Source organism: Gimesia algae, assembly GCF_007746795.1.
Classification (GTDB): Bacteria; Planctomycetota; Planctomycetia; order Planctomycetales; family Planctomycetaceae; genus Gimesia; species Gimesia algae.
This window is the reverse complement of sequence record NZ_CP036343.1, coordinates 7,380,957-7,395,401: the sequence shown is the minus strand read 5'-3', so window position 1 is coordinate 7,395,401 and position 14,445 is coordinate 7,380,957. Positions and strand designations below refer to the sequence as shown.

The 14,445-nt window shown below is 52.0% G+C and carries 8 protein-coding genes; 5 read left to right on the top strand and 3 right to left on the bottom strand.

The window, feature by feature from the left end; genetic code table 11:
• Nucleotides 1-6: 6 nt before the first annotated feature.
• Entirely contained in the window at nucleotides 7-2,064 is a 2,058-nt protein-coding gene (locus Pan161_RS27990; RefSeq protein ID WP_145232022.1) for an efflux RND transporter periplasmic adaptor subunit, read from the bottom strand.
• Between the two features lie 498 nt (nucleotides 2,065-2,562).
• Between Pan161_RS27990 and Pan161_RS27985 the strand changes: the two genes are divergently transcribed.
• Both Pan161_RS27985 and infC read left to right on the top strand, forming a co-directional pair.
• Nucleotides 2,563-5,115 (top strand): TolC family protein, encoded by a 2,553-nt coding sequence (locus tag Pan161_RS27985; RefSeq protein ID WP_232103528.1) that lies wholly within the window; start codon nucleotides 2,563-2,565, stop codon nucleotides 5,113-5,115.
• Nucleotides 5,116-5,534: 419 nt separating this feature from the next.
• On the top strand, nucleotides 5,535-6,041 hold the full coding sequence (gene infC / locus Pan161_RS27980; RefSeq protein WP_145232021.1) for a translation initiation factor IF-3: 507 nt from the start codon (nucleotides 5,535-5,537) through the stop codon (nucleotides 6,039-6,041).
• A 206-nt stretch (nucleotides 6,042-6,247) separates the two neighbouring features.
• Here the strand turns inward: infC and Pan161_RS27975 are convergent, their stop codons facing one another.
• Nucleotides 6,248-7,240: a Gfo/Idh/MocA family protein gene (locus Pan161_RS27975; protein WP_145232020.1), complete on the bottom strand. Its 993-nt coding sequence runs from the start codon at nucleotides 7,238-7,240 to the stop codon at nucleotides 6,248-6,250.
• A 183-nt stretch (nucleotides 7,241-7,423) separates the two neighbouring features.
• On the bottom strand, nucleotides 7,424-8,440 hold the full coding sequence (locus Pan161_RS27970) for a DUF1559 domain-containing protein (protein WP_145232947.1): 1,017 nt from the start codon (nucleotides 8,438-8,440) through the stop codon (nucleotides 7,424-7,426).
• Between the two features lie 643 nt (nucleotides 8,441-9,083).
• Here Pan161_RS27970 and Pan161_RS27965 point away from each other — a divergent pair.
• The 3 genes from Pan161_RS27965 (at nucleotide 9,084) to nrfD (ending at nucleotide 14,383) form a co-directional block, all read left to right on the top strand.
• Nucleotides 9,084-9,767 (top strand): cytochrome c3 family protein, encoded by a 684-nt coding sequence (locus Pan161_RS27965; RefSeq protein ID WP_145232019.1) that lies wholly within the window; start codon nucleotides 9,084-9,086, stop codon nucleotides 9,765-9,767.
• An 11-nt stretch (nucleotides 9,768-9,778) separates the two neighbouring features.
• Nucleotides 9,779-12,874: a TAT-variant-translocated molybdopterin oxidoreductase gene (locus tag Pan161_RS27960; protein ID WP_145232018.1), complete on the top strand. Its 3,096-nt coding sequence runs from the start codon at nucleotides 9,779-9,781 to the stop codon at nucleotides 12,872-12,874.
• A 90-nt stretch (nucleotides 12,875-12,964) separates the two neighbouring features.
• Entirely contained in the window at nucleotides 12,965-14,383 is a 1,419-nt protein-coding gene (gene nrfD / locus Pan161_RS27955; protein WP_145232017.1) for an NrfD/PsrC family molybdoenzyme membrane anchor subunit, read from the top strand.
• Nucleotides 14,384-14,445: the final 62 nt, after the last annotated feature.

Sequence of the window (14,445 nt, the reverse complement as noted above, 5' to 3'; positions counted from 1 at the left end):
GGCCGATTAAAAGAAAAAGATTTCGCGCTGCACGGTTTCGAACAATCGCCTGAGCCAGACATAACCCAGTGATCGCGTGCCACAGTCGATCTGGGGAAGAACCGAAGCGCCGGGACGGAGTCCTTTAATGGTTTCATGATCCAGCTTGACCGTGATCTGCACAACTGGTTTGCCGTCTGCATCGGGTTCTGCGGTCGCGGCAATTTTCTCAATGGTTCCCTGATAGGTCTGATCGGGATCAGTCAGCAGCAGGAAGGAGACGGACAACGGTTCCTTGCTCTCCCGTTGTGCTGCCAGCACATGACCGATTTCCGAGTCGGGTACTTGCATTTTTAAGACCCACGGGCCATTGAGGTCGGCGACCGTCAACAGTCGTTGTCCGCGTTGTACGGGGCGTGCGAGCAGTTTCTCCTGTAAGTCCCAGGTCAGGACTTCCCCCTTGATGGGGCTTTTGAGCGTGAGTGTCTCCTGCTGATTTTTGAGCAGCTTCGACTGTTCCTCCAGACTCTTCAGTCGCTCGTTGAGTTCTTCCTGCTCGCCTGTCAGACGACTGGCCTGTTGTCGCGCGGTGGCATCGGTGGGGTTCAGTTCCAGGAGTGAGGCCTCGATAACAGCGAGCCTTTTCTGCGAGGTTTGGATTTCGCCGCGCACCCGGCTGGATTCCAGTTCCAGATCGGAGTCGCGCAATGTAATCAGTGTACTGTCTGCGGAAACCTGTTTCCCTTGCCGGACGAGGATCTCATCGACAACGCCGTCTGCCGTCGCAAATACGTTTTGTTGTTCAACGGGTTGCAGGCTTCCGGTGCCTTCGATTTTGAAGTCAGCCGGCGTCAGGATCAGCACGGCTGAGATGACTGCCAGAATCAATGCCGTCATCATCAGCTTGCGGCCCGTCAGCTGTTTTTTTCTGAGCGGGGAATACGACCAGTGTTTCAATAGCGGATAAAAGGGAAAACTCTCGAACTGCAGCGAATTAAATAATGCCGTTCCGCCATGCCGAGAGACCGCCAGGGCCCGTTCCAGAACGGTGTGGCTGGACGAGACTTCGTGGAACTGTTCGATTACAATTGCCCCGACGGTCAGCTGGCTTTTATCAACATGGCTATTCGCGTCGGCAGAATCATCGGTGGTTTCCTGAATGATATGCGAAAGCGGGAAGATCATCAGAGCCCGGGAACCGGCGAGATCCAGGTAGGCGTGTAGTGGCGCTGCGATTTGAGGCGGGTACTTTTCCTCCGCCTCCATGATCCAGTAAGGACGGTTCAGGGAGAGAATCGCAGTCACCAGGGCTTCCAGTCGCTGGACGGTTTCCGAGCGGCGTTCGATGCCTTCTACGCCGCTGGCAGAGATTAACTGGTGTGACTTACCGGTTTTCTGCAAAACGGACAGACGGTCACAGTCGATCAGGATCCGCCCTTCATTGGCGATGATGAACGCGGTCTGCTCTGTATTTAAATGGAGATGAACGTGTTCGGAGAAACGTTCGAACTGTTCCCAGAGCGTTTCCAGTTCGCGCAGTTTCTGCAACTGGCTATGCTGGCAGAAATCATCTGAGATTTCACATAGTGCGCTGATGAATCTGACGTATCCCTCCTGCGCTGAAAATGAGCGGGGAGGGTGATGCACGATTTCCAGCAGTCCGATCTGCGGAGACGGGTGCGCTTCGATAGAGACCGGGCACAGAATCAGATTATTATCCAGAGGGTTGACGCCCCGATGTTGCTCTGACCAGCGTCCCTGTGGTTCGATGGTGGCAGGTCGCTGTGCGTGTAATGCTTCCCGCAGCAACAGGCGATGCTGTTCTATTTCCTGTTCATCCAGAGACGCGCCTGCGTTGGTTTCCGGATGGGTGCCCCGCTGTTGCCGGGCTTCCAGTTTGCCAGCAGCGTCAGTAACCCAGAGTACTCCCCCTTGCGCAGACATACCTTTTACAGCGCGGTCCAGAAGTTCCGAATAAAATTTCTGGCTCGAAATATCGGTGCGCGCGAGTTGGGCCAGTCCCAGTACAAGCTCTTCAATCTCTTGCCAGAGGTTCTCAATTGAAGATGATTCTTCAGTCGTCATACGGTTTACTAAAGTGGGGAGTCAGGGAAAGTGGTACCACGATCAATCCCGCACAAGGCCGGTCTGATCCCGAAGTTGTTTTCATGCTGGAACGCATCACATTTTAGCAGAGTGTCTCGTATACTATGAACTCGGTCCAAATGCCTCTGCAGACGTTACACTGAAACTGGACACAGTCTATCACAGCGATCTGTGATCTACTCTACCGCTCTCCATAAAAGCCGTCAGGCTCCCCAAAGTATTTAGTGTACAACTTTAAATGATTGCGCAGCTTTACTGATTGGTTCCAGTATCCAGAACACAAATGACGCAAACCATGCGTGGGAATGGGTTGAGTGTGCTGGCTGGGGCGACTGGGGTGGGGTTGCGGATGATCCGATTGTGCGGAATATTCTGAATATGCCGAAAATTCGCTTTGGGAGGAGGTGTTCCTGTGCCGATGAGTTGAAAGAGCGTATAGCCTTCCAATCAATGGTCCCCTCTGACCAGGGAAATTCGATGAACTGTTTCATAGCCCGGATGATGCTCCTGTTTGCCGCAGTAGTGCTGCTGGGCCCAGGGTGCAGTCGTTTCCTGAGCAATTCATTGCAGGAAGAGTTTGTGGAAAGCGATGAGACTTATCAGCGCGCCGTGACTCAGATTGAGTATCCCAATGTGGAAGAGATTGATGAAGGTGATACCATTGGCACACAGATGCCAGCGACTGTTTCCAGTTCTGCCACTCCTGTTTACTGGGATCTGTCTCTGCAGGAAGCGGTCAAAATGGCATTGCAGAGTTCAAAAGTTCTGGGTGATGTGGGCGGAATCGCGTTAAATACGCCTGCCGGGGTTCACACCAAATACGATGCTGCGATTACGGAAGCAGACCCCCGCTATGGTGTTGCCGGCGCATTAAGTGCCTACGATACCACGCTGTCTGCCAGCACTTACTTTGAGAAAAACGATAAAGCATTAAACAACGTCTTCTTCGGTGGTGGAACGCGCCTGTTGCGACAGGATGCGATGGTTGTCCAGGCACAGTTGACCAAACGTGCCATGACCGGAACCGAATTTACTCTGCGTGATTACATTGACTACGATGCCAATAACTCACCAGGTAACCAGTTTCCGCATGCCTACCAGAACAATATCGAAATGGAGTTTCGTCACCCGCTGATGCAGGGTGGGGGGATCAGTTTCAATCAGATTGCCGGCCCCAGTGGTACACCCGGTGTGATCAATGGTGTGATTATCGCCCGCATCAATACCGATATCAGCCTCGGAGAATTTGAAATCTCCGTGCGTGATATGGTGAGTGATGTGGAGAATGCTTACTGGGATCTCTACTTCGGCTACCGTGATCTGGATGCCAAAATCATGGCCCGTGATTCTGCGCTGGAAACCTGGCGTCGAATTCATGCGTTGTATGAGAATGGTCGTCGTGGTGGCGAAGCAGAAAAAGAAGCCCAGGCCCGCGAACAGTATTTCCGCTATCAGGCTGAAGTCGAAAATGCATTAAGCGGTCGGCTGCTGAATGGAACGCATACAAACAATGGCAGCCAGGGTGGAACCTTTCAAAGTAATCATGGTGTCTATGTTGCCGAGCGTCGTTTGCGCATGCTGATGGGAATTCCCATTAACGATGGACGTTTAATTCGTCCGGCAGACGAACCTTCGCTGGCCAAGGTCGAATTCAACTGGGAAGAAACACTGGTCGAATCCCTGGAACGTCGTCCAGAAATTCGTCGTCAACGCTGGCAGATTAAAAAACGTGAACTCGAACTGGAAGCCAACAAGAACTTCCTGAAACCGGAACTGGACCTGATCGGTCGCTATCGCTGGCGTGGGTTTGGTAAAAATTTCCTGGCAGAAGGTTCAAATGTGGGTGAGTTTGATGGTGCATTGAATTCACTATTCGATGGCAATCTGCAGGAATGGCAGATGGGGATTGAGCTTTCTGTCCCATTGGGAAAACGACAGGCACATGCCGCCATGCGACAGGCTGAACTGCTGCTGGCCCGGGATCGTGCGATTCTGCATGAACAGGAACGCGCTATCGTACAAAGTTTAAGCAATGCCATTTCTGATGTGGATCGTGCTTACGCGGTTTTGCAGACCACGTTCAACAGACGTCACGCCGCGCGGCAGGAAGTTGCCGCCGTTGAGGCTGCCTATGAATCTGATAATGCAACGCTGGATCTGCTGCTTGAAGCACAACGCCGCCAGGCCGAAGCGGATGGCAGCTATTACCGTTCACTGGTGGAATATTCTCTGGCGATCAAGAACGTTCAATTTGAAAAAGGTTCGCTGCTGGCATACAACAATATTTATCTAGCCGAAGGAGGCTGGCCTGAAAAAGCCTACATGGATGCTGCCGAACGCGATCGTCTGCGAGGCCATGTCCGGAAAATTGCGGATGCTCCTGAATACACGGGTGCCCTGTCCCAGGGGGTCTATCCACAACTGCTGACTCCCGGTGAGGTGCCGGTAGAACCGATGCAGCCAACTCCGCAATCAGTAGAGCCGACTCCGGAACCAGTGACTGACAACTTCATGCCTCCCGCCGTTCCCGGCGTGACGCAGAACGTATCAGGAAATCCAGAACTGATTCAATCCATCGATTTTAATGAGACGCCCGGTGCAGAAAAACCAATTCAGAATCTGGAAGGAACCAGTTTAGAGAATAAACCCGAGGCGTATTTTGCACCCCGATCCATGGTTCCCCCTCGTCCCGAGTCTGGATACCAGCCGGACGGGAGTGCAGACGGTTTCAATCCTCTGCCAGTGCAAGAACCGCAGGCTGGTATTACAATGTTACCAGCTCAGAACCAGTCGCAGGGGAGTTCACCATTGAAAGAGGTACCTGATTCGACACCGACACTGCGATCCGCCTTGCAGAATCAGACTCTGAAATTCCCGCTGAAAGACCATTCCGGCAGTCAGGATCCTTTTAAAGATTACCGGGACGCAGGGCCACGTTGGGAACCAGTACCCATTCCAGAGACAAAACAGCGGAATTTGAAGGACTTTTCTGGCGAAGTGAAACGATTTCCCGTGAAAGAGTCAAATTAACCTGTGTCCAGGTTTATGGTAGCGTCTCCAGGCTATTCTGATCCGAGTATAATAGATCGAGAGAAGCGGTGGGAAGTCGTGATCTGTTCTAACTGTCCAGCAAAGTATAGCCTGATTGTGGGGTTTTATTCCGACCTGTTCACTCTGTTAAACCGGGCGATCTGTGTGAATCCTGAGATTTTCGCTAAAAATACTGTATCAGTGTAACTTGCCCCTTTCCCGGTATTGATATAACTTAAGATGGAACAGTATAGTTAAATCAGTTTTCTATAGTGATACGAGTTGGTGGTCAAAGCATCTCATTTGAGATGTTCTTTTTTTCATACAAGCTATAATGAAATGCGTGTGCCCTGAGTTCAGGTCAATTTACCCTCAAGGCACGGAACCCGGTTTTTTTACATTACAAGGAGAAACAAGCAATCGAAACAACGCAGAGACTTAATGACCAGATTCGGATCAGTCCGGTACGGGTCATTGATCAAGACGGGGAGCAGTTAGGGGTGATTCCTACCGCAGAAGCTTTAAAGTTGGCAATGGACGCCAACCTGGATCTGGTTGAAGTCGCCTCGGATGCCAAACCCCCGGTCTGTCGGATTATGGATTATGGTAAGCTGAAGTACGAGCGTAAAAAGAAGACCAGCAAAAATACCAAGCAGCATCAGGTTCAGCTGAAAGAAATTCGGATGCGTCCGAAAATCGGGAAGCACGATATTGAGTTCAAACTGAAAAGTGCCCGTAAATTTCTGGAACAGAAAGATAAGGTCAAATTCAATATCATGTTCCGGGGGCGCGAAAATGCGCACCATGAACTTGGTCGAACCATCCTGGGAGATATCCAGGAGCAGCTTACCGAGATCGCCAAAGTAGAGCAGGCCCCGACCATGGCCAGTGGACGAAACATGATCATGGTACTTGCGCCCCGCTGATCTTTGCCTGTATCCAGGTTGACCACAGCGTGTCCCGTGGCTTTGAACCGAGTGTTCCGGGAAGCGGAGTTGATAGTGAATCGGGATGTGCGATCCGGATCGCGGGCCACGCAGCAGTCGGGAATAATCTGTTGATTGTGAATGAAGCAACTGCCTCAAAGGCTATTTGTGCGCGCTGTTTTCCGTCGCGTTCTGTCTCAGATTCTCTACAGCGAAATCCAGGACCCACTTCGATTGCTTTCCAGTACTGCTTCGATGACTTTCATATTCGCGATGGCATCCGTCAGCGGAGTCGGAACCGGTGACTGATTGAGGATGGCCTGCGAAAACAGATCGCCTTGTATGGTATACTGGCTGCAGATTTCCAGTTCCCTCTCTTTGATGTCTGCCCCTGTCTGATGCCAGATTTTACAAGGACGATCGATGGGGGCGTTGAACGGGATTTCAATTTCGATCCGCCCGGTCGTGCCATGGATGTGAACCCGTTGATAGGGGTTGAGCTGTGTGGAGCAGGTGAACGTGGCGGTTCCTCTGCCAAAATCCATGATCGCTGACGCCAGGCGGTCCGTGCCCAGTTGTTCGTCAAATTCCACGATGCCGGAGACTCGCTGCGGTTCTTCATCAAAGATAAATCGCGAGAGCGAGATCGGGTAGCAGCCAATATCCATCAGTCCGCCCCCACCGATGTCGCGTTGATTACGGATGTTGCCTGGATCGTTGTTGAAGTAGGAGAAGAAAGACTGGATTGTGCGCAGTTCGCCGATCGTACCCTCCTGTATCAATTTTTTTGTCAACTGCCACTGCGGGTGATGGCGGTACATGAAAGCTTCCATCACCTTGATTTCCGGATGAGCAGTCGCGCAGTCAAGCAGCTGCTGGCCTTCAGCAGAGGACAGCCCGATCGGTTTTTCACACAACACATGTTTGCCTGCTTCGATCGCTTTGATGGACCAGGGGACATGCAGGTGATTCGGCAGCGGGTTATAGATGGCGTCGATTTCCGGGTCTGCCAGCAGCGCTTCATAAGAGCCATAAGCACGCGGAATTCCCAGTTGGCTGGCGACTGTTTCAGCCTGTTCCTGATTGCGGGAGGCCAGCGCGGCGATCTCGCAGAAAGAACCCTTCTGCATGGCGGGAATGACCTGGACGGTGCCGATTTTTGCAGTACTTAGAATGCCCCAGCGAACGCGCTTGCTCATGATATGCCTGTAGTGAGAATGCAGATAACAGAAGAGAGGAAACCAGACGAACCTTTATCATGCAGAAACCCACCGCGTCTGTAAAGTCTCTCCTGCTTCACCTGGGTTTTGGGAAGATTCTGTGAGCCATACCGGGTTTCGCGTATGGCTCACAGATTGAATCTGCCGCCGGTTCTGCTGTGTTCACAGCGTATCCGGTGTCAGTTCGCTCAAGGTGCCCATTGATCTCCAGGTGGCGAGATAGATGTACTCACTGACGAAACGAATTGAACCGTCAGCCATTCCCATGTGCAGACCACCCTGATGCGGGCTGCCGAACGAATAATTACAATCACGCCATTCTCCCGGCGCAAACGAGATGACACAGTCTTCGATTGATTTAAACGGAGGCATATATGTTGATCGAAGAGAATGGTGCATGCCTTCGGTCCAGAAAGCGTGTCGGCGCGCAACGACATCCTGGTTATCGATTAGCGAGACCGTTCCGGAATAATCCGTGTTGGAATCATTGAGTTCGGCTTCACCGATGATGAACGTGTTGGTGATTCCGTCTTCGATATCATGAAAGCGATTTCCACTGTTAGGCGTCATCACACCCATATCGTCCGCGCGGGGAGGCCCGGAATAGACGGCCCAGAATTGACCGTCAGCGTTACCGAATTTGTTGCCTGAACTGAAGGCATAACTGCTGGTATAGGACGAACCGGAGTCGGAGGAATCCAGATGGCCATCGCGCGGGTTAAGCTTGAGGTTGAGGAGTCCGCGCGAAGCCGATGGGCATTGATAAACGGTCAGCCTGGTCTGATTCAAAAAAGAAGCCTGGTCAATTTTCTGCCTGCCACCGGTCTGATCAGGGCCACCTCCCGTGCCAATGTCAAAGTTATAAAGGTTATACAGCGCACTCTGGTTCATAAACGGCAGCAGCATGACAAAGCCCGTGGCCCGGTTTTCCAGGCCGGAAACGGTGATGCCGGGATTGGCGCGGGTATAGTAGCCCGCGGGAAACATGCCGTGGGTGTCGTGATAATTGTGCAGCGCCATGATGATCTGTTTCAATTGATCTTTGCAGGTCGATTGTCTCGCGGATTCGCGTGCCTGTTGAACGGCTGGCAGCAGCAGTGCAATGAGAACGGTGATCATCGCAATGATCACCAGCAGCTCGACCAGGGTGAACCCGGTCCGCTTTTTCTGTGGGGTCATGATTGCTCTCCATGGATGATAAAAAATATAAAATCAAAATTAGAGAAGATGCAGTGATAGAAATAAAATTCAGCATGAGTGCCTGCTTTAAATATGACTTTGATGTATAGAGACTGGAAAAAAGAGATCATCCACTTTGAAGGTTCAAAGCGAGGTCCGGATTTGATTTAAAGAAATGAGGGCCCGGCTCGATCTTATATCAAATTATCCTGATGTACAATCTTTTTAGTGTAAATTGGCGAATGCTCGGATTTGTATAGCCCGGCGTCCAGTTCACATGTCAGGTTCAGCCCGCGCAGGAGGGTTGCTCCTGTATATGCGGACCGTAATCTCTGCTTGAAGCTACCCGTCTCGATATGCAGCAGGGGGGTTGAGGGGTTCTGGGAGAGGGGGCTTGTCTTCCCCATAATTGAGAATTTCCAATCTGAGACCTCCCGACTCCAAGAAACTTGATGCTGTGCACGGGGGAATGGATTGCTTACTTTTCGGCTTACTTCTATTCTTGCCAATTAGATGGGGGTTCTTCTCTACGTAATCAAGTGAAAATTCCGCTCTGACCATCGGATGGCACATCTTTAAATCAAGGCAGTCTCTGTCTAATGAGGTGTTTTTTCCTCGAAAGGTCTTATCAGGTAAAGCAAAAATGGATCGTTTTCTGTTTCCTAAATGGGTGAATACAATTGTTCCGGTGCTGGGTGCGCTGGGTGCGATTGGCGCCTTGTATGTGGTTGGTATGGTTGCCTTTGGGGCCAGTCCTGAAACGACGGACGTCGGCTATCAGCCCGAACAGCCACTCCCGTTCAGTCATAAATTGCACGCCGGCAAGCTCAAGCTGGACTGCCGCTACTGCCACAATACCGTTGAAGTGGCCGGGCATGCTGCGATTCCTCCTACCAAGACCTGTCTTAATTGCCACAGTGGGGCTGATGCGAATGGTGTTGTGAATACGGTTTCCATTCACTCTACCAGTTCCAAGCTGGCTCCGATTCGGGAAAGTCAGGCGACGGGGAAATCAATGCAGTGGCGTCGCGTGCATGACCTGCCTGACTACGTTTACTTTAATCATAGTGCTCATGTCCGTCGGGGTGTGAGTTGTGTTTCCTGTCATGGTCGCGTCGACAAAATGGATGTCGTGACTCAGGTTAAGCCGTTGAGTATGGGTTGGTGTCTGGAATGTCACCGACACCCGGAACCTAATCTTCGTCCGCCCGAGTTTGTGACGAAGCTTGACTGGAAGGCTGAGGGGGATCCGCTTGAAGTAGGCGAGCAGGTTCGTAAAGAACTGAATTTGAATCCTTCATCTAATTGTTCTACGTGTCACCGCTAAGGGGTTCGGTTGTGGATAAAAAGTATTGGCGAAGTCTGGGTGAGTTGCATTCCGCGCCGGAGTTTGAAGAAGTTTTACATCGTGAGTTTCCAGTAGCAGCTTCCGAGTACCCGGAAGGGGTTTCGCGTCGTCGCTGGATGCAGATTATGGGTGCCTCTGTTGCCCTGGCTGGAGTAACAGGCTGTCATTGGGAAGATGAGAAAATTTCTCCCAGTGTTTCACGGCCCGAGGGTTTGATCCCCGGCGAGCCTCAAAAGTTTGCCACCTTTATGGAACTGGGTGGTCAGGCGGAAAGTCTGCTGGTGACCTGCTACGATGGTCGACCCATCAAGGTGGAGGGGAATCCCGACTCTCCCCAGAGTCAGGGTGCTTCTTCTGTGTTTGCGCAGTCCGAAACGCTTTCACTGTACGATCCCGATCGCGCTGTCGGTGTGGTTGAGTACAAGGAAAATGCACGTTACGGCCGTGACTGGGGCACCTTTTTTGAGTATTCCGATACCGTGCTGGGTCAGGCGCGAAAGAGTGATGGGGCAAAACTGCGGGTGCTGGCTGATGTCAGTTCTTCCGCTGCCCGCAAAGCGTTGCAGGAGAAGTTTGCAGACCTGTATCCCAAATCCAAATGGTATGACTACACTGCCTGCTCGCGAGATAATGTTTACGCAGGGGCAAAGCTGGCGTTCGGAGAAGTGGTTCGTCCGCAATTCGATCTGACCAAGGCGAATATCATTGTCTGCCTGGATGAGGACCTGCTTTCCGAGCATCCTGCCTCCCTCAAGCATACGCGGGACTGGGCGAGCCGTCGTGATCCTGCTGCCGGGCCAATGAATCGCCTGTATGTAGTAGAAAGCCGCTTTACTACAACAGGAATTTCTGCAGATCACCGTCTGCCTACCCGTTCGGTGGATATGGGGCCGTTCCTGTCCAAGCTGGAAACACAGGTGCAGGCCGGTCTGTCAGGCAAGAAGGCGCAAGCCGCTGGCGACGATTACGCTGACAAGGTTCTGGTCGCCATGGCTGAAGACCTGGTGGCCAATCAGGGTTCCAGTCTGATCGCCATTGGATCAAGTCAGCCCGCGGAACTGCAGGCACGCGTTCATAAATTGAACGAACAGCTGGGCAACGTGGGAGAAGCCGTCAAGTACTCCAAAGAGCCGCTGGCCCGTGATCTGACCGCCGTCGAAGCACTACGGACACTGACCGACGAAATGCAGTCTGGTGCAGTAGATACATTGATTATTCTCGGCGGAAATCCTGCTTATAATGCACCCGGCGATATTGATTTTGTGACCGCGCTGTCCAAGGTTCCGAACGCGGTTCATCTCGGCGAATATGAAGACGAAACTTCACTGCTGTGTAAGTGGCATCTGCCCAAAACACATCCCTTCGAACAGTGGGGCGATTCCCGCTCTTATGATGGAACGCTCTGTGTTGGCCAGCCTCTGATTGAGCCTTTGCATGATGGCAAGTCGGAAGTCGAACTGCTGGCGATTCTGTGTGGTGACAGGCATCCGGTTGCCCTCGATCTGATCAAAGAGGCCGTGAAAGGTTCTCTCGATTCGATGGCCGTAAATGCTTCCTGGCGACGTGTCGTGCACGATGGTCTCCTCAAGGGAAGTTCGCTGGAAGCCGTTTCGCCGAAGGTCAAAGAGTTGCCTCCTGCCAAAGTTGTCGAAGCAGGAGAAGAAGATCTGGAACTGGTGTTTTATGCCAGTCCTCAGTTGTACGATGGTCGCTTCGCCAACAGTGGCTGGCTACAGGAAACCCCTGACAGCCTCACTAAAATTACCTGGGATAACGCTGCGATTCTGGCTCCGAAAACCGCCGATGATCTGGGCGTTGAGTTCGGCTCCGTTGTCAAGCTGATTCTGGATGGTAAGTCGATTGAGTTGCCCGTCTATGTGTTGCCCGGTCAGGCCCCCAATTCAGTTGCCGTCGCTCTGGGTTACGGACGCACTGCCGCTGGTCTGGTTGGCGGCGATGTTGCCCGCGATGTGAAGCCGGTGGGCGAAAATATTGCTGCTCTGCAGGCTAAAGGGGCCGTCGATTTCAAGGCCGGTCTGAAAGTCGAAAAAACCGGCAAGACCTATGAACTGGCGGTTACTCAGGATCACCACGCAATCGACGCAGTCGGCCAGGGTGAAATCAAAGGTCGTGTTGGCCAGTTGGTGCGTGAAGGGGATCTCTCTGAGTACGAAGAGGATCCTGATTTTGCCAAAAGCCGCACTCATCATCCGGATCTGATCTCCTTGTGGGATGAAAATAAGGATGGGAAACCGGTCTACCAGGAGCTGTCCTATGAAGGTCAGGCCTGGGGGATGTCGATCGACCTCTCCAAATGCATTGGCTGTAATGCCTGTTCGGTTGCCTGTCAGGCGGAAAACAATGTTCCGGTTGTGGGTCGCGAGCAGGTGATCAACAGTCGTGAAATGCACTGGCTGCGGATCGATCGTTACTTCACCGGGGATGATGTGGATAACCCAGGTGTCTCCATTCAACCGATGTTGTGTCAGCAGTGTGAACTGGCTCCCTGTGAACAGGTTTGCCCGGTTGCCGCGACAGTGCACACCGACGAAGGTCTGAACGACATGGTTTACAACCGCTGTGTCGGTACCCGTTACTGTGCCAACAACTGTCCTTACAAAGTGCGTCGCTTCAACTACTTCAACTTCAATAAAATTTATGAAGAGCCTCGTGGTAAGCTGCAGGCTCTGGTGTTGAATCCGGAAGTGACCGTCCGTCATCGTGGGGTCATGGAAAAATGTACCTATTGTGTGCAGCGGATCAAGTCGGTTCAGATCGTTGCCAAAAACGAACAGCGTCCGATTGAAGATGGTGAAATCGTCACCGCCTGCCAGCAGGCCTGTTCCGCGAATGCGATTGAATTTGGTGACCTGGCTAACGAGAATACCCGCGTTGCCAAAGCACACGCCAATCCGCGTTCTTATGCGGTGCTGTCTGAATTGAATATTAAACCGAGAACGTCTTACATGGCCCGTATTTTGAATCCGCATCCTTCGCTGGCACAGCCAAAATCAGAAGGTCACGGACACGGTCATGCAGAAGAGCACGCTGAAGCGGATCATGCAAAAAAGGCAGAAAAGCACTAACAGCGAGTTCGGAAGGCAGGTAGTTCCTGCCGATGTGTGAGTGAGATTAACTAATCCGTTTGAATTTATTGAGCAAAGATATCAAAAGCCATGGCTTCAGTAACGACAGAGCCAATTGACACAATCACCGAAGTGCCCGGTAAGCGAACTCCGCTTGTGACGGGAACTCACGACTATGGGACCGTCACCGAAGCTGTCTGCCGACTGGCTGAGTGTAAGGCTCCCAAAGCGTGGTATATTGCACTCGGGTTTTCCGCTTCTTTAGTGGGAATGTTGTTTGGTCTGGTTGGTTATCTCATTATCACCGGTGTTGGGGTCTGGGGTAACCGGAGCCCGGTTTTCTGGGGTTGGCCGATTGTGAACTTCGTGTTCTGGGTTGGTATCGGCCATGCTGGTACTTTGATTTCCGCGATTCTATTTCTGTTTCGCCAGGACTGGCGTACGGGGATTAACCGTGCTGCTGAAGCGATGACGATTTTTGCTGTGGTCTGTGCCGGTCTGTTTCCGGGGATTCACATCGGTCGTGTCTGGCTGGCTTACTGGCTGTTTCCGATTCCTAACCAGATGTCAATGTGGCCCAACTTCCGCAGCCCCCTGCTCTGGGACGTGTTCGCTGTTTCGACTTACGCGACCGTTTCCCTGTTGTTCTGGTACATGGGTATGATTCCCGACCTCGCCACGCTGCGTGACCGAGCCACTGGAAAAATTCAACAGTTTGCTTATGGCCTGTTTTCCCTGGGCTGGAACGGGTCCTCCCGTCACTGGCACCGATATGAACGGGCTTACCTGCTGCTGGCCGCTCTGGCAGCACCCCTGGTGTTGAGTGTGCATACCATCGTGAGTTTTGACTTTGCGGTATCGCAGTTGCCGGGCTGGCACACGACGATCTTTCCGCCTTACTTCGTCGCGGGTGCGGTTTTCAGTGGCTTTGCCATGGTGCTGACACTGATGATCCCTGCCCGCTCCATCTGTGGCATTAAAGACCTGCTGACCGACCGCCATCTGGAAAATATGACCAAGGTGATTATCGCGACCGGTTCGATGGTGGGTTATGCCTACGCGATGGAATTTTTCATTGCCTGGTATGGTGGTAATGGTTATGAAACATTTGCCTTCATCAACCGTGCCTTCGGCCCCTATGCATGGGCTTACTGGATCATGGTTACCTGCAACGTCATCAGTCCGCAGCTGTTCTGGTTCAAGAAAATCCGGACCACTCCCTGGATGATTTTTGTAGTCTGTATTTTTGTGAATATTGGTATGTGGTTTGAGCGATTCGTAATTACAGTGACTTCACTGAGTCGTGACTTCCTGCCTTCCAGCTGGGGTTACTTCAAACCAACCATCGTTGACGTGTTAATGTTGATCGGTAGTTTCGGTCTGTTTATGACATTGTTCCTGCTCTTCTGCAAATTCATGCCGATGGTGGCGATGGCAGAAGTCAAGAGTGTAATGGAAACTCCTCATGGTCACGGCGATTATCAGCCTGATCCTCCGGAATCCCATTAAGAGGCTGATGCCGGCAGTACAGTGTCAGGTACGACTTAACTCATTTGTTTGAATAAAAAAGA